Source organism: Bifidobacterium sp. LH_230 (assembly GCF_056357555.1).
This window is the reverse complement of sequence record NZ_JBKEWJ010000018.1, coordinates 1-24,372: the sequence shown is the minus strand read 5'-3', so window position 1 is coordinate 24,372 and position 24,372 is coordinate 1. Positions and strand designations below refer to the sequence as shown.

18 protein-coding genes are annotated in these 24,372 nt (G+C 62.1%); 6 read left to right on the top strand and 12 right to left on the bottom strand.

The window, feature by feature from the left end:
• Positions 1-108: 108 nt before the first annotated feature.
• Positions 109-1,707 (top strand): aminopeptidase P family protein, encoded by a 1,599-nt coding sequence (locus tag AC1A0G_RS09030; RefSeq protein WP_476529082.1) that lies wholly within the window; start codon positions 109-111, stop codon positions 1,705-1,707.
• A 164-nt stretch (positions 1,708-1,871) separates the two neighbouring features.
• Positions 1,872-2,393, top strand: coding sequence for an NUDIX hydrolase (locus AC1A0G_RS09025; RefSeq protein ID WP_476529080.1), 522 nt, complete (start codon positions 1,872-1,874; stop codon positions 2,391-2,393).
• A gap of 78 nt (positions 2,394-2,471) precedes the next feature.
• Here AC1A0G_RS09025 and AC1A0G_RS09020 read toward each other — a convergent pair whose 3' ends face one another.
• The 6 genes from AC1A0G_RS09020 to AC1A0G_RS08995 all read right to left on the bottom strand — a co-directional run bounded on the left by AC1A0G_RS09020 (position 2,472) and on the right by AC1A0G_RS08995 (position 8,803).
• Positions 2,472-3,179: a TetR/AcrR family transcriptional regulator gene (locus AC1A0G_RS09020; protein WP_476529078.1), complete on the bottom strand. Its 708-nt coding sequence runs from the start codon at positions 3,177-3,179 to the stop codon at positions 2,472-2,474.
• A 61-nt stretch (positions 3,180-3,240) separates the two neighbouring features.
• Positions 3,241-3,858 carry a DUF624 domain-containing protein gene (locus AC1A0G_RS09015; RefSeq protein WP_476529076.1) on the bottom strand — a complete coding sequence of 206 codons (618 nt, stop codon included), beginning with the start codon at positions 3,856-3,858 and terminating at the stop codon, positions 3,241-3,243.
• Complete coding sequence (locus AC1A0G_RS09010) at positions 3,855-5,201, bottom strand: glycoside hydrolase family 30 protein (protein ID WP_476529074.1); 1,347 nt, start codon at positions 5,199-5,201, stop codon at positions 3,855-3,857. Before AC1A0G_RS09010 ends, AC1A0G_RS09015 begins: the two co-directional genes overlap by 4 nt.
• Before the next feature lie 82 nt (positions 5,202-5,283).
• Positions 5,284-6,912 carry a type 2 periplasmic-binding domain-containing protein gene (locus tag AC1A0G_RS09005; protein WP_476529072.1) on the bottom strand — a complete coding sequence of 543 codons (1,629 nt, stop codon included), beginning with the start codon at positions 6,910-6,912 and terminating at the stop codon, positions 5,284-5,286.
• A gap of 28 nt (positions 6,913-6,940) precedes the next feature.
• Positions 6,941-7,843 (bottom strand): carbohydrate ABC transporter permease, encoded by a 903-nt coding sequence (locus AC1A0G_RS09000; protein WP_476529070.1) that lies wholly within the window; start codon positions 7,841-7,843, stop codon positions 6,941-6,943.
• A 12-nt stretch (positions 7,844-7,855) separates the two neighbouring features.
• Positions 7,856-8,803 (bottom strand): ABC transporter permease, encoded by a 948-nt coding sequence (locus AC1A0G_RS08995; protein WP_476529068.1) that lies wholly within the window; start codon positions 8,801-8,803, stop codon positions 7,856-7,858.
• A gap of 301 nt (positions 8,804-9,104) precedes the next feature.
• Here AC1A0G_RS08995 and AC1A0G_RS08990 point away from each other — a divergent pair, with 301 nt between their 5' ends.
• Together AC1A0G_RS08990 and AC1A0G_RS08985 are read left to right on the top strand one after the other, a co-directional pair.
• The gene (locus AC1A0G_RS08990; RefSeq protein ID WP_476529067.1) at positions 9,105-10,739 is read left to right on the top strand and encodes a carboxylesterase/lipase family protein; all 1,635 of its coding nucleotides are present in this window, start codon (positions 9,105-9,107) and stop codon (positions 10,737-10,739) included.
• 90 nt (positions 10,740-10,829) lie between these two features.
• Positions 10,830-11,762 (top strand): serine hydrolase domain-containing protein, encoded by a 933-nt coding sequence (locus tag AC1A0G_RS08985; protein ID WP_476529065.1) that lies wholly within the window; start codon positions 10,830-10,832, stop codon positions 11,760-11,762.
• A 66-nt stretch (positions 11,763-11,828) separates the two neighbouring features.
• Here AC1A0G_RS08985 and AC1A0G_RS08980 read toward each other — a convergent pair whose 3' ends face one another.
• Positions 11,829-13,247: an ATP-binding protein gene (locus AC1A0G_RS08980; protein WP_476529063.1), complete on the bottom strand. Its 1,419-nt coding sequence runs from the start codon at positions 13,245-13,247 to the stop codon at positions 11,829-11,831.
• Between the two features lie 212 nt (positions 13,248-13,459).
• Between AC1A0G_RS08980 and AC1A0G_RS08975 the strand changes: the two genes are divergently transcribed.
• The gene (locus AC1A0G_RS08975) at positions 13,460-16,351 is read left to right on the top strand and encodes a transglutaminase domain-containing protein (RefSeq protein ID WP_476529062.1); all 2,892 of its coding nucleotides are present in this window, start codon (positions 13,460-13,462) and stop codon (positions 16,349-16,351) included.
• A 351-nt stretch (positions 16,352-16,702) separates the two neighbouring features.
• Here AC1A0G_RS08975 and AC1A0G_RS08970 read toward each other — a convergent pair whose 3' ends face one another.
• Positions 16,703-17,962, bottom strand: coding sequence for an N-acetylglucosamine-6-phosphate deacetylase (locus AC1A0G_RS08970; RefSeq protein WP_476529060.1), 1,260 nt, complete (start codon positions 17,960-17,962; stop codon positions 16,703-16,705).
• Between the two features lie 83 nt (positions 17,963-18,045).
• Positions 18,046-18,858, bottom strand: a complete 813-nt coding sequence (gene nagB / locus AC1A0G_RS08965) for a glucosamine-6-phosphate deaminase (RefSeq protein WP_476529058.1) — start codon at positions 18,856-18,858, stop codon at positions 18,046-18,048.
• Positions 18,859-19,170: 312 nt separating this feature from the next.
• Between nagB and AC1A0G_RS08960 the strand changes: the two genes are divergently transcribed.
• Positions 19,171-20,319, top strand: a complete 1,149-nt coding sequence (locus tag AC1A0G_RS08960; RefSeq protein WP_476529056.1) for an ROK family transcriptional regulator — start codon at positions 19,171-19,173, stop codon at positions 20,317-20,319.
• An 87-nt stretch (positions 20,320-20,406) separates the two neighbouring features.
• Here AC1A0G_RS08960 and AC1A0G_RS08955 read toward each other — a convergent pair whose 3' ends face one another.
• From AC1A0G_RS08955 to AC1A0G_RS08945, 3 genes are read right to left on the bottom strand one after another with little or no spacing between them, the layout of a single operon-like run.
• Complete coding sequence (locus AC1A0G_RS08955) at positions 20,407-21,321, bottom strand: ROK family protein (protein WP_476529054.1); 915 nt, start codon at positions 21,319-21,321, stop codon at positions 20,407-20,409.
• A gap of 6 nt (positions 21,322-21,327) precedes the next feature.
• Complete coding sequence (locus tag AC1A0G_RS08950; RefSeq protein WP_476529052.1) at positions 21,328-22,833, bottom strand: UDP-glucose--hexose-1-phosphate uridylyltransferase; 1,506 nt, start codon at positions 22,831-22,833, stop codon at positions 21,328-21,330.
• The gene (locus AC1A0G_RS08945; RefSeq protein WP_476529050.1) at positions 22,833-23,912 is read right to left on the bottom strand and encodes a phosphotransferase enzyme family protein; all 1,080 of its coding nucleotides are present in this window, start codon (positions 23,910-23,912) and stop codon (positions 22,833-22,835) included. Before AC1A0G_RS08945 ends, AC1A0G_RS08950 begins: the two co-directional genes overlap by 1 nt.
• Between the last annotated feature and the right edge of the window lie 460 nt (positions 23,913-24,372).

Sequence of the window (24,372 nt, the reverse complement as noted above, 5' to 3'; positions counted from 1 at the left end):
TGCCGCTCCGTGCCTCGCGTACGGATCTCGTAACATGTCGCCGCCCGTTTTGGACTACGATATGCGTGGAACACAAGTCAATCCACGTCCATAAAAGGAGTACTGACGGTGAGCGAAGTGGTAACCGACAAGGACAAGGAATACGAGGCCGAGGAGTCGAAGACGGCCCCGGGCGCGAACCAGCCGATGAGCGATCGCGTGAACAACCGGTCGCTGCGTCCGAACAGCGACGCGTTCAAGGCGTTCATGAAGACCGGCTGGGACAATCAGGAGCCGGCCGTCGAGCCGTTGGAGTCCTCGAAGTTCACGCCGGCGCGTCTTGAGGCGCTCGGCAAGGCGTTTCCGGGCGAGCGTCTGGTGATCCCGGCGGGCCAGCCGAAGGTGCGCAACAACGACTGCGATTACATGTTCCGCCCGGATACGTCGTTCGCGTATTACACCGGCCTAGGTCAGGATTACGAGGCGGGCGCGGTGCTTGTGCTCAACCCGGTCGACCCGGATTCTGACGAGGCGAAGGCCGGCAAGACGCATGTGGCCGAGCTGTTCGTGGCGCCGCGTGCCGACAATTCCACCGAGGACTACTACCGTGACCCGCATTACGGCGAGTACTGGGTCGGTCCGCGCGCCGGTTTGAAGGAACTGCATGCGATGACCGGTCTGGAGACGCATGACATCGCGCAACTGGCCGACGCGCTCGGCAAGGACGTCGGCTCCGAGGCCGGCGCGGTGCGCGTGCGCGTGATCTCCGACGCCGACCCGCAGATCACCGCGCTGGTCGAGGGTATTCGCGAGGCGAACGGCTATGCGGACCCGGACAAGAACGCCGCGGACGACGACAAGCTGCACGAATTCTCCGCCGAAGCCCGCATGATCAAGGATTCCTATGAGATCGGCGAGATGCGCAAGGCGATCGCCGCGACCAAGGACGGTTTCGACCGTATCCTGACCCGTCTGCCGCATGTGATCGACAAGCCGAACTCGGAGCGCATGCTCGAGGGCGCGTTCAACTCGAACGCGCGCGAGGAGGGCAACGGCCTGGGCTACGACACGATCATCGCGTCGGGCGAGCACGCACCGATCCTGCACTGGATGCGCAACACGGGCGTGGTGCGCCAGGGCGACATGCTGCTCATCGACGCCGGCGTGGAGGTCAACAGCCTGTACACGGCCGACATCACGCGTACGTTCCCGGTCGGCGGCAAGTTCACCGATCTGCAGAAGCGCCTGTACCAGGCGGTGCTGGACTCCCAGCAGGCCGGTTTCGAGGCGGCCAAGCCGGGCGCGACCTACTCCGACATCCATCACGCGTGCATGCGCGTGATCGCGGAGCGTCTTCACGAGTGGGGCATCCTGCCGGTCGACGTGGAGGAGTCGCTCTCCCCCGAAGGCCAGCAGCACCGCCGTTGGCTCGCCTGCGGCGTGGCGCACCACCTTGGCCTTGACGTGCACGACTGCGCGCAGGCCCGCTACGAGTCGTATCAGGGCGCGAAGATCACGCCGGGCATGATCTTCACCATCGAGCCGGGTCTGTACTTCGCGAAGAACGACCTGCTGCTGCCGCCGGAGATGCGCGGCATCGGCATCCGTATCGAGGACGACGTGCTCATGACCGAGCACGGCCCCGAATGGCTCTCCGCCGGCATCCCGAAGCAGATCGACGAGGTCGAGACCTGGATGGCCGACCGCGCGACCGCCGCGCTGGTCTGACCGCCCCCTCCTCGGCTCCCCTTGTCAGGGGAGCTGTCGAACGCAGTGAGACTGAGGGGTAGTCAAGCGCCATGACGCACATCCTTCCGACTACCCCTCAGTCGGCTTCGCCGACAGCTCCCCTAGCAAGGGGAGCTTGTGTATAAACACGAAAGGACTTATCTATGCCAACCCCTGATTTCGTGCTTGAGTTACGTAAAAAGATCGGCCATGATCTGTTGTGGCTCATGGGCGTGACCGGCTGCGTGCTGGACGATGCCGGCCGCATCCTGCTCGGCCGCCGTTCCGACACCGGCGAATGGGCGATGGTCTACGGCATCAACGAGCCGGGCGAGCAGCCTGCGGACACAGTGATCCGCGAGATCAAGGAGGAGACCGGCGTGGACGCGGTTGTCACCGATCTCGTGGCCGTGATCTCCTCCGACAAGGTCATCACCTACGCGAACGGCGACAACACCATGTACATGGACCATTCGTTCCTGTGCACGGTCAAGCCGGGCGGCAACGCCGACCCGTTCGTCGGCGACGAGGAGAGTCTCAACGTCGGCTGGTTCGACCTTGACGCGCTTCCCCAGCCTCTCGCCAAGAGCACCATCGAACGCCTAGCCCTGTTCCGCCGCTACATCGACAACAAACACCACGGCGACGCCCACGCCTTCTTCATCACCGACGGCGAGCTGCACTGACGAGACACAGGCCGTATCAGGTATCCCACGCAGACCTCCGTATGGATCGGCCCGACTTCCCCTATCGGCCGGCGCCGGTTATTGGATCAGTGGCGGATCGTCATGGTGTTCGAGCACGGCCGCGACGATCACGTTGATGGCGTAGCGCGTGTACTCCGCGAGATCGACAGGGCTGTCGTCTTCGGACGTTTCGGTCTCGTCGTTCTCGTCTCCCTGCTGCAGCAGCCACTGATATTGCAGGCCGTCCATGACCGCAATGATGGCCGAGCTCGCCATCTCGGCCTCGGCCATGTTGATGGTGGCTTTGCGCTCCTTGGCCATCTGGACGAACGAGGCCATGAGGTCGTTGCGCAGATCGCGGTAGCGGTCCCGGAAGTACGGCATACTGGTGTTCTTCTTGACGACCGATTCCCCGGACATCATGGTGAACAGGCGTACCATGCCCGGATGCTTGGCATTGTCGTCGGCCGTGGCGGCAAGATGGCGGAACCAGTCCTCGCCGTGGTCGATGTGCGTCTGCTCACGCCGCTGGCCGCCAGAAACGTCGCGGTTCTTCACCACTTCCATCAGCAGGGCGCTTTTGGATCCGAAGTGGTGGAGCACGCCGGCCCGCGTGAGACCGGTACGTTCGGCGATCTCTTCCAGCGTCCCGTCGTTGAATCCCTTTTCCGCGAACACCTGCGACGCGGCGGCGATGATCTCGCGTCGCTTCTGCTCGGTTTCCGGGCGGTGCTTGCGGGGTTTGCCCCCGCGGCCACGTTCATTGTGCTGCGCATTGTCCTGCATAATTGACCTACCTACTACGATCAGGGTTTCCCATGCGGCGTTTGACGACCCGATCAGGTCGTCACGGCCGAACCGTTCCCGAGCACGCCCACCGGACGAGCCACGTCCTCACATAGCATGCCAGCCCGGGGAAGAAAAACAGCGCCACGAACAGCAGCCACGGCACGAACACCACCGACAGCACGGCCGTCAGCAGCACACACACCATCAGCGCGGATTGCAGCACATGTCCCAGTCCGGCACGGGCGGCCTTACAGAACAGCACCGCCACCGGAACGTCCAACGCCGGCCGAGACGCAAGCAGAGGAAATACGTTGACGCATGTTAGCATCCATACGGCTCCGACCACGTTCAGCGGCATCAGCACGTACTGGCTGCCGCCCGTCAGCATGGAGACGCCCCAGTATACGGCAAGCAACAAGACGAATCCGGCGACCACGATCAGCCACGCCGGCACTGCACGCCTCAAGGCACGCAGGTAGGCCGACCAGAAACGGGACGCGACCGGCACGGAGCCCTCTTCGATCATGTCGAACCGCACGCGGAACATCGCCGCCTCGCTCGCCCCGATCGTGACGATCGGCACGGAGCCAAGCAGGAACAGCAGGCTCAGTTCCATCACCTGCCAGACCAGTTCAAGCGTGCGGTACAGCTTGCCGTCAATGGAAAACAGTTTCATCGCATGCCATTATTCTCGTCGTTCCAGACCACGGTCAGCGCGGCCCTTGTCGGCATCGTCGCCGTGCGCGACGAACCGTCCACGCCGCGCATTTCCACGCCGACTCGCACGGCATGATCCGTGTCGTTGAACAGCACTGCGACCGTCGAACCATCCGTATTGCGGCAGGCCAGAGAACGCACGCCGGCGGTCTGATCGCTGTCGATGCGCACCGCGTCGGGTCGGATGAACTTGCTGAAATGGGCCAGACCGTAATAGTCCAGCGTGTATTCCACGGTCCGGTCGGCCTGATTGACGCGCAGCAGGCCACGACAGGTGCTGCGACCGAAACCGGGGACGACCGGCCCGTTGTGCTCGTCGAGCGCGAGATTCCACAGGATGAACGATTTCGACCCGTTGCGCAGGATGTCGATGCCGGTGCGCATGAGGTTGCTGAACGCCGGCTCGAATTCGGGGATCCATTCGCCGCCGGACCCCTCGGTGAAGTATACGTCCTTGTCAGGGAAGATCGCCGCGACGCGCGACTGGCTGACAGGCCGGCCGCCGTACCAGTGCCATGCGATGCCGTCGAACGCGTCGGCCGCGTCGTCGAGCAGGTTCAGCGGGTAGTCGATGCGGTCCCAGTTGTGGTCGTAGCCGAACACGCGTGTGTCGAGTCCCGCCTCACGCAGGGCGGGACGCAGGAAGCCGCGCACGAAACGCGCCTCCTGATCCGCCGGCATCAGCATGCCCGGATAGTGACCGGGCACGAACAGCGGCTCGTTCTGAGGCGTGACGGCGAAGACCGGAACCCCCTGTTCGGCGTACGTCTGGAGGAACCGCACGAAGTACCGGGCGTAGACCTCGTAGCGGTCTTCCTTGAGCTCTCCGCCGATCATGGAACCGCTGGTCTTCATCCATCCCGGTGCGCTCCACGGAGAGGCGATGAGTTTGAGCTGCGGGTTGAGTTCCATGGCCCATTTGGTCAGTGGAATGATGCTTTCCTCGTCATGATGGATGGAGAAGTGCTCGAGTTCCATGTCCTCGCGCCCGTCGGGCATGTCGTCGTAGCTGTAGATCGTGCGCGCGTAGTCCGAGGCTCCCATCGGGTTGCGCAGCAGGGACAGGCCGATGCCGAGTGCGGGATCGAACAATTTAGACATCGCGTACGTGCGATCCTCATCGTCGAGCACCTGTCCGATCAGGTGGGCGGACGCATCAGTGAACGACGCGCCGAATCCGTCGATACTCTGATGTCGGTGTCCGGGGTCGATGGTTATCGTCACGTCGACGGTGCCGGCCGTATCCTCTTCGATCGGCGTGAACATATGTTCCGGGCCGTCGGTCATATACATGGTGTTCATGAACGTGGTTTCCTTATTCATACGTGTCTGGACGCGAGACGTTTCCGGTCTGCCCCGTCACGGGCAGACCGGAAACGCTGGCTTACTCGCCGAGCAGCTTCTCGTTGCTCTTAATCTTCTCGTTGCGCACCTTGTTGATGGCATCGATGTCGTTGTTCTTCAGGAACGTCTTGTACTGGCTGACGATCCTGTCGAACTGCTTATCCGAACCGGCCCGGATGAGCGAGACCAGCGTGGACGACCATTTGGTCGTGATGGCCGAATACGAGCGGGCTTCCAGCGTGCCGGCGTCCGGCGTGATGTTCTCGATCTCGTACTGTGGGGTCAGATACTGCTGGTTGTGCTCCTGGAACTGCTTGATGGCGTCGGCGAAGGAGTCCTTGTTGAGCGCCTTGTACCGGTCGTGACCGAAGAGCACGAACTCGCCCATGCGGTATTCCTTCTGCCACTTCTCGGAGTCGTTCAGGCGGATCTTGTCGGCTTCGGGCGTCCATGAGACGGTGCCGTCGGCGTTCGTCGTGTAGGTCTTGCCTTCGATGCCGTAGTTGACGAGCATTTCACCGTAATCGGACAGCAGGTAGGTGAAGACCTGGATGGCCTTGGACGGGTTCTTGCACTGTTTGGTGATGTAGCTGACGGTCCAGCCGCTCAGGCCGGTCTCACTGAGCGTGGGCTTGCGCCCCTTGGTGCTGCGAATGCCGTCGATGGCGACGTACTGGCCGTCCGGGTCGGTTGAAGCCCACTGCTGCAGAGGCGCGCTCTGGCCGACGAAGCTGGTTACCAGCATGGTGGCGTATTTGCCGGTGCTCTCCTTCTCCTTGAAGGTATCGCCATCATCGGCGAAGCTGTCGTCGGAGATGTTGCCGTCCTCGTGCACCTGCCGTAGCGTCTTGAGCCAGGTCAGGTAGTCCTCGTCCATCTGCCGGTCGTAGAACGTGCCGTCCTTGCTCAGCGTGGGCACGCCGAGCATGTTCTGCAGCACGGTGTCGAGCGAGCTGTTGCCGCCGCTGAAGTCGTTGAAGCCGAACGGCACGAGGTCGGGGAACTTCTCCTTGATGGCCTTCATGCCGGCGATGAACCCTTCGGGCGTGGTGAAGTCCTGGTCGCCGATGGCCGCGAGCACGTCCTTGCGAATGACGAACGCCTGCGAGGTGTGGATCATGCCTGACTTGTAGTCCTCGGACGTGTTGGAGTACGAAGGGTATCCGTGTGTCTTGCCGTCGGAGAGCTTGAACCAGTCAAGCGTCTCCTTCTTGGCGACCTTCATGAAGTACGGGTCGTATTTCGCAGCAAGGTCCTGCAACGGGTACGACCAATTCTTCGCGGCCTTGGCAACGCGCGACGTACTATCGAACACGGTGATTACGTCGGGCAGGTCGCCGCCGGCGAAGTACGTGTTGAGCTTGGTGTCGTCGCCCGTGACGAACTTGATGTCGACGTTGAGATCCTCCTTGATTTTCTTGGTGATCAGGTCCTGACCGAACGACTTGTTCCACCAGTCGGCGTTCACGTACCAGGTGAGCGTGTTATCTTTGGAGGTGTCTGACTGCCACGCGGGCTTGTCCGCGGAGACCGTGTACGTGGGGTCAGGCAAAGCGGCGACTGTGTTCTTGGTGTAGGCGTTGTCGACGCCGCATCCGGCCAGCGGGGCAACCAGAGCGATAGAGGACAGGCCGATAATTACGTTCCGTATGATGCGAGTGTGCTTCATTGCTGTGTTCCTTGAGTTCATTGCCGTTTCAACCCTTGACTGCGCCGAGCATCGTGCCGCCGACGAAGTAGCGCTGCACCAGCGGGTAGAGCACGAGAATCGGCACGATCGTGATGATGATGGTCGACAGACGCACACCTCGCGTGGTGGTATCCAGAATGGCCGAAGCCATATTGCCGTTCTCCGACGCAGCCTGCGACTGCATGATGATGTTGTATAGGCGCATCTGCAGCGGGTACAGTTGCTCGTTGTTGACGTACAGTTTCGTGGTCATGAAGTCGTTCCACTGAGCGACTCCGTGGAACAAGCCGATTGTGGCCAGACCCGGCATCGACAGCGGCAGGATGATTGACGTGAAGATACGCCATTCGCTCGCACCGTCGATCTTCGCCGACTCGATGAGAGATTCGGGGATCTGACGGAAGAAGTTCATCAGAATGATCACATCGTAGTAGCTGAACAGCGCGGGAATGATGTACACCCAGAACGTGTCAAGCAGGCCGAGCGACTTGATGAGCAGGAATGTAGGAATCATGCCGCCGCCGAAGAACATGGTGATGATGCCCATCGCCGAATAGAACTTGCGCCCCCTGAGATACGCCTTGCTCATCGGGTAGGCGAACAGCGCGCAGAACAGCGTGTGCGCGACCACGCCGACCGCGGTCTTCGCCACGGAAATGAACAGAGCGTTCCACATGCCGTTGTTGGTGAACACGGCCTTGTAGTTGTCGAGCGTGAACTTGTCAGGCACCAGCGCGAGCCCACCGGTCGAGCCAGACGCGGAGAACGATGCGACGACGATATTCCACACAGGCACGGCAATCAGCAGCGTGAAGATGACCAATAGTGTGCAGTTGACCACGTCAAATGCACGGGAGGAGTGGCGGATGCGACGCTTGGGATCAAGCGCGAGCGATTTGTCTTGTACCATGATGCCGCTTCCTTACAGTACCGACTGGTTGTCGTTGATTTTCTTGGTGACCATATTGGTGATGACCAACAGAATCGCGGAAATGACCGAGATGCCAAGTCCGACCGCAGTGGCGTAGGAGAAGTCGCCTTGCGTCATGCCCATGCGGTAGACGTACGAGTTGATGACCTCGGCCTTGGCCTGGTTCTGAGAGTTCATAAGCACGAGGGTCTGGTCGAGGTTCGAGTTGAGGATGCCCGAGACCGACAGAATCAGGTTGAGCGTAATCATGTTGCTGATACCGGGCAGGGTGATGTGCCAGATGCGCTTGATTTTCGACGCACCGTCGAGTTCTGCCGCCTCATACAGGCTCTGGTCGATGCCGGCCATGGTGGCCAGATAGAGAATCGTGCCCCAACCTGCTTCCTTCCACACGTCGGACAGCGATGCGATTCCCCAGTACTTGTCGGCGTCAAGCAGGTAGTTCGCGCCGGCATTAATGCCGAAGACATGTAACGTCGAGTTCAGCAAACCGTTGGAAGACAGCCAGCTGATCAGCATGCCACCAAGGATGATCCAAGAGAAGAAGTGCGGCAGATAGGTAAGGGTCTGCACGATCTTCTTGAACGGGCCCCATGGCACCTCGTAGATCATCACGGCGAGGATGATCGGCAGAATGAATCCGAGGACGAGCTTGATCACGCTGATGCCCAGCGTGTTGACGACGGAATCCCAGAAATAGGAGTCGCCGAGAATGATCCTGAAGTTGTCGAGCCCGACCCACGGGGCATCGCCGATCGTGTCCACCACGGTGTAGTTCTTGAATGCCAGCACCAATCCGTAGATCGGGATGTAGTTGAAGATGATCATGAAGATGATGCCTGGCAACACCATGATCTGCAACTGCCACTGGTAGAAGAAGCCCTGCCACCAGCGCGCGAACCGCACGCCCAACGACGCGCGTTGCTCCGCAACAGCCATGCCTGTTCCTTTCCTTGTCTCGTGGATGCGCGGCAGCGGTGCCGTCCCTGGCTTTCTCTGCATTGAGGGAATCCGCTGCGCTTCGACATCTGAAGTATATTACTCAGAGTAATCGAAGTCAAATCCATGAATCGCGGCAGATTGTCACTATTTTTCGTTGAAATTTCAGCTTTTTAGTCATATATACACCCACGCCGCAAAAAACACGTTAAACTTACTGTCAGTAACTCAATATTAGTTGTTCCTTGCCATGCCCACATACGGCAACGGGCGGAACAATCGCAGACCAAAGGAGGAAACCATGCGCCCAGCAGCTGCACGGCGGGCACGCCACAAGCCGACAACCTCTGAGGACCCAACCGTTGTATCCACGCGATACGGCCTGCTGAAAGGCCTTTGCACGGTCAACAACAAGGGGCCGGAGGACCTCGTCGAATACCGAGGCATACCCTATGCCGAACCGCCGGTAGGAGCGTTGCGCTGGAGACCACCGCAGGATCTCAAACCTTGGAAAGGCGTGCGCGAAGCCTATCACTACCAACCCATGCCCATGCAGGACCTCGAATCCGACATTGAACCGTGGTGCTCCGACTTTTACTACGGAACCGTTCCGCAGACGAGCGAGGACTGCCTCTACCTCAACATCACCACCACACAGTCCGCGTTGATCGACACGACCAAACGGCCGGTTTACGTATGGTTCCACGGAGGAAGCCTCGACAAGGCGTATGCATACGAGCAGGAAACAAACGCCGCGGCTTTTGCAGCCCACGGAATAGTCGTCGTCAGCGTCGAGCAACGACTTGGAGCTTTCGGCTATCTCGCCCTAGAGCAATTATCAAATGAACAGGGCCATAGCGGCAACTACGGTCTGATGGATCAGATCAAGGCCATGCAATGGATAGTCGACAATATCGCGGCCTTTGGCGGAGATCCATCCAGCATCACCATCGGCGGACAATCGGGCGGCACTACCAAATGCATGGCGATGGCGACCTCTCCCAAGCTGTCCGCACCAATACGGGGCATGATTCTCGAAAGCGGGCTGAAATGGACCGATACCTATCAATCCCAATCAGCTGCCGAACAACGAGGAGCCATCTATCTCCACGATCTCGGCCTCGCTCCAGACATACCGCTGGATAAGCTACGCTCCATGAGCGCCGAACAGCTCATGGATACCGACAGTGCAGGTTGGACGGGCCATATAACGCAGGATGACAATTACATTGTCCATGCATCGGCGGCCGATGCGATACGCGCCGGGGCACTCGACTCGATCAACATACTCACGGGCACCAACTACGGCGAAGGTGACAACCACGGAATCATCACGGCGCAGGATTTCTACGTCCACTATCGGCAACTACTTGGAGACCTATACGACGAATATGACTTCAGAAACCTTGTCACCGTCACCGACCAGACCGCAGCGTATACTGCGCGTGAATTGGAAACATACGGGCTCGGCACCAACGGCGGCAGGAATTTGATGGTCGCCCGCGCCTTCGGCAGGATGATGAACAGACGCATCGGCAGCAAACAGGCCACATACGCCTATGTGTTTTCGCATATCACCCCACAAAGCATTGGTGACATCGGCACCGTCCGGTCCCGAGCAGCAAACTGGGCATGGCATTCCAGCGAACTGTGGTACACCTTCGACTCGCTGGATGCCGGCGTGCCGCCGACACGTCAATGGACCGCCTACGACCGAATTCTGGCCAAGCAAGTCAACGCCTATTGGTCCAACTTCATCAGGACCGGCGTTCCCAATGGTCAATCCGAGGGAATCCCATTGCCTGCATGGCCTAAAGCCGACGACTCGCTGGGCTACATCGATCTGGGCGATGGCATACAGGGTCATGTCAAGGAATCCTCACGACTGGAGCAGCTTCTCGACGAATACGCCACCAAGGCATTCGAACTGGGCTGAATCAACAGCGAAAGCCGACGATTCAGCGGAGCCTTCATCACCACTCCGGCCACCATCACACATCAGCACATCAACGAAAGGAAACCAATCATGGACGAAACAGCACACATCGCCGATCTCATCGCGACCCGCACACAGGAACGACACCTGAACGTGTACTACATACAAACACGACGAGCCGGAAAAATCACCGCCGACTTGCACCGACTTCCACGCAAAACCCGACTGAACATGTACTCCGTCAGCAAAAGCGTCACATCCATCGGCGTAGGACTGGCCATTCAGGAAGGATTGACCGAACTCGACGAACACATATGCGACGCCCTTCCCGAATACGTTCCAGACAACCCCAGCACCAATCTTCAAGCGGTCACCGTGCGAGACCTGCTCACCATGAGCTCCGGGCTTCGCGATCCGCTATTCTTCTCGGAGGACGAGAACCGATACCGGGTTCATGACTGGATCTCGTACTTCTTCCATGCCGATTTCGCGAACCAGCCGGGTACACGGTTCCTGTACAGCAATTTCAACACCTACATCGCCAGCTGCATCGTGGAACGACGGGCAGGACAGAATCTACTGAACTACCTGCGCAACCGTCTGTTCGAGCCTCTAGGCATCGGCAATCCGGACTGGACACTCTGCCCGCAGGGTCACGTCCACGCCGCCAACGGCCTATACCTCACCATCGACGAACTCGGCAATTTCGGACAGATGCTCTGCCAGAACGGTGTCTTCAACGGTCTGCATCTCGTCGACGAACGATATGTGCGGGATGCGACGACCAAACACATCGACACCGACCCAGACCATAAGGAAAAAGCGAGTCACTCATACGGATACGGATACCAGTTCTGGATGGCGCCGTGGCCGGGAGCCTTTCTCTGCGACGGCAGATACGGCCAATATTGTCTCGTCATCCCCGACCAGGAAACCGTAGTCAGCATCATGTCGATGGACCCCAATTACGGCGAGATACGCGACATCATGCTGAACAGTACCGCCGAAGCTCTCGCGATCTAATCCTGCATCCCCTTCTTCAGGTCCGGCTTGTGTACCGCGCTTTTCCTTCGTTCGAATGGAGGAGTGCTATGGCAGCATGTGTTCGGCGTCGATCAGGTGCAGGTTGTCCTCCAGTTCGGCCTTGCGTCGGGTGGTTTCGCTTGCAGGGTGTTTGGTGAACAGGTAGTAGATCCGATCTCCAGGCTCCTTGACCAATGGCGATCTGCTTTTGAGCGTGTCGATGGTTTCGGTCTCGTTCACGCTCTCACGCCATTTGCATTCGCCCAACAGCACTCTGTGGTTGAACGAGTCGGCCATGACGATGTCGATGTCGGCCTGTTCACGGCGCATCGGGTCGTTGCCCCACCATTTACCCATGTTGGTCGGAACGAACTCGTCCTGATCGTCGCCGTAATGCCTCAGCAGCCACTGCTGGCACATGGTCTCAAACTGCTGGCCGACATACGTATCGAACGCCGGCCCCTCGGTGCCGACACGGCCGGCCGCGCGCCCACGCCGCGCGTCGATCATCTGAGTGGCCGGTGCAACGAACCGGTACCAATACGCGAAGAACGGATCGCGCAGCTTCCACAATCCCTTGCGAGAATGGGCCGGGTCCTCGCCGAACGGGACCTGCCGTTCAACGATCTTCAACTGTTCGAGCGTGCGTAGGTAGGCGCCGATCGCGTTCTGCTCGATGCCGGCGTATTCAGCGATCTCCTTCGGACGGGTCCGTCCCGAACCGATCGCGTCAAGCACGGAACTGTACGCGGCCGGCTCGCGCAGCTCCTGTCGCAGCAGCATCACGGGCTCCTGGTAGAGCAGGCCGGATTGGCTGAAGCACTGTGCCATGACATTCTCCCGGAACGACTTCGTCGGGTCGATCTGCTCGAGATAGTAGGGAGTGCCGCCGAACACCGCATAATATTGGATGCGATCCTTCCAATCGGCGTTTCCGGGCATCATGCGGCACGCGTCGAACAGGCCGAACGGCTTGAGCTGGATCTGCGCGTTACGCCGGCCGTACAAGGGACTGTGATAGCCAAGGACCTTGCCTTCCATGAACCCCTCGTTGCTGCCACACAACACCATCATGACCCGGGTGCCCTTGAACTGGTGGTCGATGGCTATCTGCAGAGCGGACGGCAGACTCGGCTCCACGGCGGCCGCGTACGGGAACTCGTCGAACACGAACACGAACCGCCGCCCATCCTCGCCGGCCTTCCTCGCGACATACGAGAACGCGTCCTCCCATGTCCTGAACGGCCCGCTGTCCTCGGTCTCCCCGAAGAACCGGCGGACCTCCGTGGAAAAGCCGCGCAGGTTCATCGCCGCGCTTTGCTCCTTGGCCGTGAACCACAGCGTCGGACGATCCTCGCAGAACCTGGACAGCAACGCGGTCTTGCCCACACGGCGCCGACCGTACACCACGATCATCTGGAACTTGTCCAACGAATAGTGGTAGTCCAGCGTGTCAAGCTCCTCATCCCTGCCAACGAATTCCATATGCTGCCTTCTTATTCGCAATGTGTCTTATATAATGTTCATACAGTAACATTATATACAGCAACATTAAAGTTAAATAATGTTAGCAAGGAAACACAATACTTACTGACAGATTAACGGAACATTGCGATGCATCGCACTTGGGCTTATTCCCACTCCCGAACGCGGGCACGGCAACGCCGAGACATCCGCTCCCCGTATGATGGTGGTTTATGAGTGTTTCCTCCCTTCTCGACGGCGAGCTGCGCGAGTATGCCGACCGCCGTTTCGTCGAACGAGCCGATCTGATCGCCAAGCTTCCTGCGGCATCGTCGCTGATGGATACGTTGTCCGGCGACCGGCTGACGCTGATGCGGCTCGCGTACGGCACGCTGCCGGCCAACGATGTCATCGACTGTGATCCGGCCATGCTGCTCTCGTTCGCGGACCATGCGCTGATGCTACGTCGCACGATGCCGTGGACGCGCGATCTGCCGGTCGATCTGTTCGTCCATTACGTGTTCTGGCCGCGCATCAACAACGAGGCGCTGGCCGATTGCCGGCCGCTGTGCTATCGGGAACTGGCCGACCGCGTGCAGGGTCTTGACGCCACGCATGCGATGCTCGAAACGAACTACTGGTGCGCCGAACACGTCACCTATCATCCGTCCGACAACCGTACGCTCAACGCGATCGGCGCGTTGAACCTCGGTCTTGGCCGTTGCGGCGAGGAGTCGACGTTGCTGGTCACCGCCTTGCGTGCGATCGGCATTCCGGCCCGTCAGGTGTACACGCCGCGATGGGCGCACTGCGACGACAACCACGCATGGGTGGAGGCGTATGTGGATGGCCGTTGGCGGTTCCTTGGCGCGTGCGAGCCGGAGGAAGTGCCGGATCGCGGCTGGTTCGACAAGGCGTCGACGCGTGCGATGCTCGTGCATGCGCGCGTGTTCTGCGATTTTTCCGAGGGCAACGTTGACGCGTCGGCGAGCGCGGGCGGCGACGGCACGATGCTGCTGTGTAATCTGACCGCCGACTACGCGCCGACGACCGATCTCGTGGTGACCGTGACGGACGGCGACGGGCGGCCTGTCGCCGGCGCGAACGTGGCGTTCGAGCTGCTGAACATGGCCGAATACTATCCGATCGCGACCGCGGTCAGCGACGATCAGGGTCGTGCCCGCATGACGCTCGGTCGCGGCAGCATTCGCGTGCACGTCAGCCACGACGGTACATTCGCCGACGCGATCGTCAACACCGCCGATACCGATGCCGTCACCGTCGTACTGCCAATCAACGCTGCCATCAATAAGCTGAACGTCTCTCTGTCATCTCAATCGAGCGACTCCTCACTGTCATCTCGACCGAGCGCAGCGAGCGGAGAGATCTTGTCATCTATCACGCACAACTCCCCATCCTGGGCACCCATCGACCTCGTCGCTCCCCCAAGCGGCACGCCACGCAGCCTGCCATTGACCGACGAGCAGCAGCGTCGCACGATCGAACGCCGCGCACAGGCCGAGTCGATGCGCGCCGAACGAGTGAAGGCGTTTGCCGATCTCGTCGACCAACCGACCCGTCACTCGCTGGCCGATCGATACCAATCCGTATCGCCCAACGCCGCCGATACCATCTCATCTCTGCTGACCACTGCCGGAGCCAACGCGCCCGTCATCGCGTCGTTCCTGCTCGCTGACACCGACGCCGATCCCGGCATCGCCGACCGAGACCGTCTCGCACTGCTGTCGGCGCTGAGCGTCAAGGACCTGTGCGACGTGTCTGCCGCCGCACTCAATGATGCCGTTCATTCCGCCTCCAAGGTGCGCGGCTATGCGCTGGACGTCGCCCTGTCCGACATCGCGCAAGCCGACCGGTACGATCTGTACGCGCGCTACGTGCTGGGTCCGCGAGTCGGCAACGAACCGCTGACCGGCGACCGCACGCGGCTGCAAGCCATGCTCGAACGCACGGCCGACACGGATGTGCTGCGCGCCCGGCCGCAGCTCATCCGTCAGTATCTGCTCGATCATGTCGACGCCGCGCAGTCCGGGGAGGAGACGCCGGAGCCGATCTCCTCCACCGGCATGCTGACGGCCGGCATCGGCACGCCGCGTTCGTTGGACACCGCGTTCGTGACCGTCTGCCGCGCGTTGGGCGTGCCGGCGCGGTTCGATCCGCAGACCGGCGAACCCGAGTATTTCCAAGGCGATGCGTTCCATCATCTGCCGGCGATGCATGCGACCGATGATGCCGCCGCAACGGTCGAATCGACGGCGACGCTCATCGTCGTCGCGCCGACTGGCGAGCACCCCGCGTACGGCGCGGATTGGAGCATCGGCCGACTGGTCAGCGACGCGCACGGCACCGATTTCGCGTCGCTTGACCTGTGGGAGCGCGCGTGGGACGGCGATCGCATGGCGTTGACGGTCGAAGCGGGACTGTACCGGCTGATCACCACGGTGCGTCTGCCGAACGGCGGCCAGCAGACCAATGAGGCGATGTTCCGGCTGGATGCCGGCGACGAGCGGACGGTGACGTTGGTGATGCGCGAGCCGAGCGAGGACGAGTTGCTGGAACATATCGTCGTCGATGACGTGACGTTCCACGCGGCGGCATGTGACGACACGAACATGGTCGGTGACGGAACCGAGACGGCATGCGATCGCCGCGATGGCCACATCGGTTCGGACGAGGCACGTCATCTGTCGCAGCTGCTGCCCGACCGCGCGATTGTCGCGATCCTCGACGCGCATGGTTCGGAACCGAGCATCCATGTACTCGATGAGCTGATCGCGCGTCTGCGCCGCGATGCGCACGATGACGGTTTCGCCGGCGATACCACGACCGATGACATTCCGGTCGTGTTCGCCGCGTGTCCGGTCGATGCACCGCTGAGCGCCACGCTGCGCTCGATGTTCGACCGGCTCGGCGACGACTCCCCCGCCGTGTGGCGTTGCGACGCGACGACCTACGAGCGGCTGACGCGCGGCATGTACGTCGACCCCGACAAGCTGCCAATGATCCTCGTCACCCGCAAGGACGGCGACCGCATCATCGGCACCTACGCCTCCACCGGCTACAACGTCGGCTCCGTCGACCTCGCCTTCCGTCTCGCGGCGAAGTGACGAGGTTGCGAGTATCGGAATATTGAATCGGCCTTCGGCCGATGCTGCGTTGTTGGCGGCTTCGCCGCGTACCCCAACCCGTCAGCTTCGCTGACACCCTCCCCTAAGAGGGGAGGGAAAGGGCTGAACACCTCCCTCCCCTCTTAGGGGAGGGTGGCCGGCGCAAGCCGGGCGGGTTGGGGTACGCGGCGAAGCCGCCACCAACAACGCGGACGAAGTCCGTCCATAATTACAAAACGTGTACCCGCGAAGCTGACGGGTTGGGGTACGACGACGCGCAGCGTCGTCAAAACACAGAATCGGCCGCACAACAGTGCGGCCGATTCCATACCCCCTATTGGCGATCCCCTATCAGCGCAGCTTACGGCCGGCGCACCAGACCTCGCCGACCTGCCAGGTGGCGGGGTCGGTGAGCAGCAGGTCGGCGGCATAGCCGGGGGCGATCAGACCAAGCGGCGCGCCGGTGACCGGGTTCGGCCGGTCGAAGCCGAACGCGCGCGCCGGCGTCAGGGTCGCGGCTTCGACCGCCGCGGCCGCGTCGAATCCGAGTTCGAGCACCGCACGCTGCACGGCGACCTCCAAGAGCAGCGTCGAACCGGCGATCGCGCCGTTGGAGACGAGCCTCGCGTGCCCGTCCACCACATTCACGTCAAGCGCGCCGAGCTTGTACGCACCATCCGGGCAGTCGGTCGCGGCCATCGCGTCGGTGACGAACGCGATCCGATGCGGCGCAAACCCGAATCCGAGCCTGACCATCGGGTTCTGCACGTGGAATCCGTCGTTGATCAGCTCGATGGTGACGCGCGGGTCCTCCACGGCCGCCGGAATCGGGCCGGGTTCGCGGTGGTGCAGACCGTTCATCGCGTTGAACATGTGGGTCATGATGCCCGCGCCCGCGTCGAAGCCGCGCTTGGCCGTCTCGTAGTCGGCGTCGCAGTGGCCGACCGCCGGCACGACGCCGGCCGCGGCGAACTGCTTGATCGCGCCGATGCCGTGCGGCAGTTCGGGCGCGATGGTGATCTGGCGGATGCAGCCGTCGGCCGCGTCAAGCAGCTCGTCGACCAGCTCGGGCACCGGGTCCTTCAAACATTCGGGATCGTGCGCGCCCTTGCGGGCGAGCGCGAGGAACGGGCCTTCCAGATGCGCGCCGAGAATATCCGGGCGTTCGTCCATCTTGGCACGCACGGTGCGCACGTTGCGTTCGATCACGTCGATCGGATTGGTGATAAGAGAGAGCACCTGACGGGTCGTGCCGTGCACTGCGTGGCCGGCTCGCGCGACGTCGATGCCGTCCGGGCCGTCGTCGAAGCTCTTCTCCCATGCGCCGTGCGCGTGGATGTCGACGTAGCCCGGCGTGAGCACGCGCCCGCCCGCGTCGATGATCGCGTCGTCGTCGGCCGGGTCGATGCCCACTGATCGGCATGCCGATTCGAACGCCTCCTCGTCGGTGCCGGTGGCGACGATCACGCCGCGCGCGTCAGAGACGACCCAATAGTGGTCCTGCACGCCGCGCGCGTCCACCTTACGCGCGTGGTGGATGGCGATGGCCGACGGCTCGCCGGTGAGCGCGGCCGTCACCCGGGCGACGGTCTGTTCGCGTGATTCAGTCATACGAATTCCTTTCCGTACATGTACACGACAATGATAGGTGCACAAAGACGGGCTCCCTGCCTTACAGGGAGCCCGTCAACGAATCAGATGCCCTGCCACGCCGGCTTGTGCTCGAACGCGTAGCGGTAGTAGTCCTTGTGACGCAGACGGCTGGCGGCCTCCTCGTCGATGATCACGGTCGCATGCGGGTGCAGCTGCAGCGCGGAGGCCGGGCAGAACGCGCTCACGCCGCCCTCGATGGTCTCCTCGATGGCCTCGGCCTTGCCCGAGCCGAACGCGAGCAGCACGAGATGACGGGCCTTCAACACCGTGCCGATGCCCTGCGTGATGCAGTGGGTCGGCACCTGGTTGATGTCGTCGTCGAAGAAGCGCGCGTTGTCGATGCGGGTCTGCTCGGCGAGGGTCTTCACGCGCGTGCCGGACGCGAGCGAGGAGCCGGGCTCGTTGAAGCCGATATGGCCGTCAGTGCCGATGCCGAGAATCTGCACGTCGATGCCGCCCGCGGCCTCGATGGCCGCATCATAGGCCGGGCCGGCGGCGGCGATCTTGTCGCCGTCCTCGAGCGGCGCGCCGTCAAGCACGTCGCCCGGCACATGCACCAGCTCCGGGTTGAGGCCCAGAGGCTCCACGACCGTGCGGTGGATGGTGGAATGGTAGGACTCGGGGTGGGTCAACGGCAGACCCAGATACTCGTCGAGCGCGAAACCGCGCACCTGAGACACGTCGATGTGCTCGGCCTTGACTTTGGCGGCCAGCGCCTTGTAGGCGGCCAGCGGGCTGGAGCCGGTAGCCAGGCCCAGCACCGCGTTCGGCTTGCTCTTGATCAGTCCGGCGACGCAGTTCGCGTAGATCTCACCGGCTTCGTCCTCGTTCTTGACAATGATGACTTCGGTCATGGCCATCCTTTCGTCCTTGTACCCGCAAAGCCCGACAGTCGCCCACGATGGCCCTGCGCACTTTACGCGTATCCGTTGTATTCGCTACAGGCCCGCCGCACGACGGCATGCACACCATGTCATGCGTCCTCAACGACACCCGTAATTGTTAATAGTACTTACATAAATAGAAAACCGCCATCTTACGGCGTTTTCCCGGTTGCCACGCGAAAAGTACCCGTTATAATGGAAAGACAGTTATTAGGAATTCGATGACGCATTCCTTGACGTAACGACTCACGCATGGGACCATCGCAAGGAAAGGCGGCAGACATGGCCGAACACACCTACACGGGATCGTTCCCGTTGCACACGCCGGGGAAGATCACCAAGGCCAGTCCATCGGATGTGCGCCGCAAGAACCGTTCGCTGATCTTCAGTCTGCTGTTCCCCTCCAACCAATGCTCGCGCGCCGAACTAGGCCGGCGCACCGGATTGTCGCGCGTGGCCGTTTCCGACGTGGTCAACGACATGCTCGACGAGGGTCTGATCCGCGAGAACGGTTTCGAGACTGCCACCACCGGCAAGGGCAAGCGCGGCACGCTGCTGAGCATCGACACGAACCGTCTGCGCATCATCAGCCTCGATCTGTCGCAGGCCAATCTGGTACAGGGAGCCGCGACCGATCTGCTCGGTCTGCCGCAGCAGCGCATGGAGATCGCGCTCGGCCCCGACAATCCGATCGATGTGGACATGATCGTCCAGTTCGTCGACGAACTGCGCGCCGACCTCGACGTCAACCGCATCATCGGCATCGGCATTTGCGTGCCCGGCGTGATCGATAACGGCGTCGTGCGCGAATCGACGGCACTGGACTGGCATGACGTCGATCTCAAGGCCACGTTGGAACGCCGGTTCGGCATTCCGGTCACGGTCACGAACGACGTGGTCTGTTCGATGCTGACCGAACGGTTCTTCGGCCAGGGAGGCCCGAACATGCTGTTCGTCAAGAACGACATCGGCATCGGCTCGGCCACGCTGATCGATGACGTGCCGGTGGTAGGCGAGCATCATGCCGGCGGCGAGATCGGCCATATTTCGATCGATCCCGATCATGGGCCGCAATGTCCGTGCGGCAAGCGCGGTTGCATGGAGCGGCTGATCTCCGCGACGGCGTTGCGCGAGCGGCTGGCCCAGGTGCCGAAATCTGAGCGTCCCGACATCATCCGCAGGGCCGGTGAATACTTGGCGACTGCGCTGGCGATGCCGATCGGGCTGCTGGACATCGCGGACATCTGCGTGTATGGGCCGGCCGACATCATCAACAACACATTCCTTGAGGCGGCGCAGGACCGGCTCGACCGCGCCACCGCATCCAAGTCCCACGCCCGCAGCATCGTCCGTCGATGCCAGTGCGGCGCGGACATCACGCTGCGCGGCAGCTCCATCGCCGTCATCCGCCATTACATCGAAGAGGGCTGATCCGGCTTTCGAGTCACGGCAAACGGCCGTATCTGAGTTGACATGGTGCGTCATGGACTCAGGTACGGCCGTTTATTATGCCGATGGTCACGCCAAAGCGGCGCCGATGGCGCCGAGCGGGGCGTCGGCCGGGGCGAGACGGATGCGCGATGCCAGATCCAGTCCTTTGAGGAACGGGCATGTGGCTTCACGCCGGTGCAGTTCGTCGGCCGTGACGTCCAAGAGCGGCTGGCCGGTTTTCGCCATGCCGCCGCCGAAGATGATCATGCGCGGGTCGACCGATTGCGCGGCGATCTGCACCGTGTCCACGATCGCATGCGTCACCATGCCGAGCACGCGTATCGCATCTCCATTGCCGCCGCGGGCCTTCGCGATGAGGTCGGGCATGGGCGGCACGCCGTCCGCGGTCGGCCACAGTCGCGCCACGGACGCGCCCGAGCACACGGTTTCCAGGCACCCGCGCTGGCCGCACGGGCATGGCAGACGGTTCGGGTCGACCGGCACGTGACCGATCTCCCCCGCCGCTCCGCTGGAACCGTGCTGCAGCACGCCGTCGATGAGGATGCCGGCGGCCAGTCCGGTGCCGAAGTTCAGGAACACGATCGTGCCACTTACATCGTCGCCGCACAGCACGCTCGCCGCGCCGACGGCCGCCGCGTTCACGTCGTTGTCGACGTGCACCGGCATACCGCCGAGCCGTTCGCTCACCAGCGGCCCCAGGTCGAGCGTGTCGATGTCGAGGTTGACGACATTGGCGATGCGGCCGGTCGCCGAATCCACCCTGCCGGGCGTGCCGATGCCGACGCGCGCCACATCGGACAACCGTTCGCCGGAGACCTCGCGCACCAAGGCCACGACATCCGCGACGACGTTGTCGCCGCCGCGACGGGCCGGCACACGGTGCGACGCGACGACGGCGTGCGCCGCGTCGAGTAGCACCGCTTCGATCTTGGTGCCGCCGATGTCGACGCCGACCAGATATTGACGATCAGTCATGGTCATGCCACCTTACTGTTGCGTGAATCCGAGCGACGCCAGGAACGCCAGCGTCTGCTCCTTGCGTTTGAATACGGCCGTGTTGACGAGGATGCGTTCGCATACGCTGCCGAGTTCGTCGTGTACGGCCGCGCGGATCGCGTCGCGGTCGCGCGAACCGTCGAGCATGGCGGTCAGTTCGTCCCAGACCATCGTGAACTCGCGGACTTCCTGCGGCAGCGGGCGGCCTTCCGCGAGCGCGTCCTCGATCGTGCCGAGCTGGCCGACAAGCCGACCGGGCAGGATGAACAGGCCCTGCGCCTCGATCAGTCCGATCGGCTCCTGCTTGATCGGCCAGTATTCGGGGTGCGCGTGGAACACGCCCTCCGGGTAGTCGTCGCTGACCGCGTTGTTGCGCAGGATCAGGCTCATCTCGTAGCCACGACCAGTCCTGATGACGCTGGGCGAGAGCGCGGACTGCCGATTGCCATCCGCGTCATGGCTGGCGATGTTGGCCGCCGCGTCGTCGTAGTCGATCCACGCCTTGCGGATGATGTCGGCGAGCGCGACGATCTCGTCTCGAGAGTGGGAGACGACGCGCATCGCCGTTCCCGGCCAGTCGAGGATCTCGACCGTCGCGTCGTCATGCCCGGGCAGCGTCAGGCTCGCCCATGTGGCGGCCTTGAACATCGGCAGGATCTCGCCGCCGCCCTGATAATGGTCGTGGGCGAGCACCGAGCCACCGATGCGTGGCAGTGCGGCGTTGCAGCCGAGGAAGTAGCCGTCGAACCGGTCGACGAAGTCGAGCAGGTGGCCGAACGTGTCGCGGTCGACGTGCATGGGCGTGTGCTCCATGTTCACGCAGATGCCGTGTTGGTTGAAGTACCCGTACGGCGAGAACTGCCAGAACCACGGGGTGCCGCCGAGCGTGACCGGCATGGTGCGCAGCGTGCGCTTGTCGCGTCCCGCGAAGCCTTCGTTCTCGTGGCAGATCGTGCAGGCCGGGTAGCCGCCCGCGACCGCGTTGCCGGCGGCCGCCTTCTTCATGTTCTTGAATTCGGGTTTGGCGAGGTTGATGGTGACGACGAGGCCGTGCGAGTCGAAGCGCGGGTTGCGTTCGAGCGTGGCCTTTTTGACGTACGTGTTGGCGACGCAGTAGTCGTAGAACCAACGCATCGCCTCCATGCCGCCGTGCTTCGCTTCCACGACGGCGAACCGGTCTGCGATGGCGGAGGGAGCTGCGGAGAGGATACCCATGACCTCGTCCGCGATCGATGCGCCGTCCTCCGGTTCGATCAGCCCGGCGTCCGCGGCGGCTGTGCAGAGCGCGGCCACGAGATCGTCGACGGTGCTCTCGCCGGCCGTCGCGCCGGTCGGATGGTACGAGCCGAGGCCGAAGAGCGCAAAGATGCGGTTGCGCGTCCAGTCGGCGTCGCGCGGATCGAGATCGAGATGGCGGATCGCATGGTCGACGAGCGCGTCGATGGCCGCGTACACGGCGTCGAGCGGCGTTGCGGCCGCGGCTGTCTGCCCGCCCATCAGTGTGTCTCCCCCATCACGTCGGCGACGATCGCCGCAGTGTCGGCCGCCTTGGCTTCCATCTCCTGCACGAGTTTGATCTGCGTGCGCGTGCGCACGAGGTTGTGCTCGGGGTATTTGGTGGCGAAGTACACGTCGCCGGCCAAGTAGTCGGCGAGGAATCGCATGCCGCATTCGATCGTCATCATGATCGCGCCCATCGGCAGCAGTTCGGCCTCGCGCGCGGTGATGCTGCTACGCAGTTCGCCGACGAATCCTTCCGTGTACGCGCGGAACAGGTCGGTGCTGAAATGCACCTTGTCGAGATCCGGTTCGTCCTCGAGCGCGGTGGAGGCGCCGAAGCGGATCGAATCGCCGAAGTCGTAGAGCATGGAGCCGGGCATGACGGTGTCGAGGTCGATGATGGCGCGCGCCTTACCGGTGTCGGCATCCATGAGGATGTTGTTGAGCTTGGTGTCGTTGTGGGTGACGCGCAGCGGGATCGTACCGTCCGCAAGCCCGGAGGTGATGGCGTCGTAGATGTCGGCGTGGGCCATGTAGAAGTCGATTTCGCTTTGGCAGGTCTTCGCACGGTCCTTCACGTCGGCGGCGACCGCGGCCTTGAAGTCCTCGAAACGGTGGGGCGTGTCGTGGAAGTGGGCGATGGTTTCGGTCAGCTGCGAGGCGTCGAAGCCGGAGAGCTGGTTCTGGAACGCGCCGAACGCCGCGCCCGCGCCGCGGAACACGGCCGCGTCGGAGACGAGGTTGTAGGAGACGGTGTTCTCGATGAACGCGTAGACGCGCCATGCGCCGGACGGTTCAGTGACGTAGGTCGCACCGTCGTTGGCACGGATGATGTCGAGCGTTTCCTGGCCCTGTTCGCGCAGGTAGGCGGTGACGAGTTCGACGTTGCGCATGAGATGCACGACGTCGGGGAAGATGTCGGTGTTCATGCGCTGCAGGATGTAGCGTTTCGCGTCCGTTACGACCAGATAGGTGGCGTTGATGTGGCCGTCGCCGTATGGGGTGATGCTTTCGACCGTTCCCTCAAGCGGGAAGCGGGAGGCGACTTCGGCGAGCGTGGCGTCGGTGTCCGTCATGGGAACCCTCTTTCATAGCTGATCCAGCCGATCGATGATGTACGGCACGGTGAGCCATGCACGACCGCATGGCCGTCACCCGGCGACATCGTTATTTGTTAATACTATATACATAAATAAAGGACGGCAATGCCGGCGTTTTCGACATCGACGGCAATGTCGATGGTCGACCATATGCCGAATTGCCCGCGGCGGATGGCGTCTACACGGATTCGCGGGTCTGCCGCACCGCTTCACGGATGAATGCCGTCATCTGCGGCACACGAGGAAGCATGGCGTTCCGTCAAGGTATCGGCCCGCACCGTTGCGCGGACGATGCTGTGTTGTCGGCGACGCTACGCGTCGCAGTACCCCACCCGTCAGCTTCGCTGACACCCTCCCCTGAAAGGGGAGGGAAGTGTTTGGCCTTTCCCTCCCCTTTCAGGGGAGGGTGTCAGCGAAGCTGACGGGTGGGGTACTG

Coding starts and splice junctions, on each gene's coding strand:
- AC1A0G_RS08975 (WP_476529062.1), top strand. CDS start 13,460: ATGAGTGTTTCCTCCCTTCTCGACGGCGAGCTGCGCGAGTATGCCGAC.
- AC1A0G_RS08950 (WP_476529052.1), bottom strand. CDS start 22,833: ATGGGCGGGCAGACAGCCGCGGCCGCAACGCCGCTCGACGCCGTGTAC.
- AC1A0G_RS08960 (WP_476529056.1), top strand. CDS start 19,171: ATGGCCGAACACACCTACACGGGATCGTTCCCGTTGCACACGCCGGGG.
- AC1A0G_RS09020 (WP_476529078.1), bottom strand. CDS start 3,179: ATGCAGGACAATGCGCAGCACAATGAACGTGGCCGCGGGGGCAAACCC.
- nagB (WP_476529058.1), bottom strand. CDS start 18,858: ATGACCGAAGTCATCATTGTCAAGAACGAGGACGAAGCCGGTGAGATC.
- AC1A0G_RS09005 (WP_476529072.1), bottom strand. CDS start 6,912: ATGAAGCACACTCGCATCATACGGAACGTAATTATCGGCCTGTCCTCT.
- AC1A0G_RS08980 (WP_476529063.1), bottom strand. CDS start 13,247: ATGGAATTCGTTGGCAGGGATGAGGAGCTTGACACGCTGGACTACCAC.
- AC1A0G_RS08955 (WP_476529054.1), bottom strand. CDS start 21,321: ATGACCATGACTGATCGTCAATATCTGGTCGGCGTCGACATCGGCGGC.
- AC1A0G_RS08945 (WP_476529050.1), bottom strand. CDS start 23,912: ATGACGGACACCGACGCCACGCTCGCCGAAGTCGCCTCCCGCTTCCCG.
- AC1A0G_RS09010 (WP_476529074.1), bottom strand. CDS start 5,201: ATGAACACCATGTATATGACCGACGGCCCGGAACATATGTTCACGCCG.
- AC1A0G_RS08985 (WP_476529065.1), top strand. CDS start 10,830: ATGGACGAAACAGCACACATCGCCGATCTCATCGCGACCCGCACACAG.
- AC1A0G_RS09025 (WP_476529080.1), top strand. CDS start 1,872: ATGCCAACCCCTGATTTCGTGCTTGAGTTACGTAAAAAGATCGGCCAT.
- AC1A0G_RS09015 (WP_476529076.1), bottom strand. CDS start 3,858: ATGAAACTGTTTTCCATTGACGGCAAGCTGTACCGCACGCTTGAACTG.
- AC1A0G_RS08970 (WP_476529060.1), bottom strand. CDS start 17,962: ATGACTGAATCACGCGAACAGACCGTCGCCCGGGTGACGGCCGCGCTC.
- AC1A0G_RS08995 (WP_476529068.1), bottom strand. CDS start 8,803: ATGGCTGTTGCGGAGCAACGCGCGTCGTTGGGCGTGCGGTTCGCGCGC.
- AC1A0G_RS09000 (WP_476529070.1), bottom strand. CDS start 7,843: ATGGTACAAGACAAATCGCTCGCGCTTGATCCCAAGCGTCGCATCCGC.
- AC1A0G_RS08990 (WP_476529067.1), top strand. CDS start 9,105: ATGCGCCCAGCAGCTGCACGGCGGGCACGCCACAAGCCGACAACCTCT.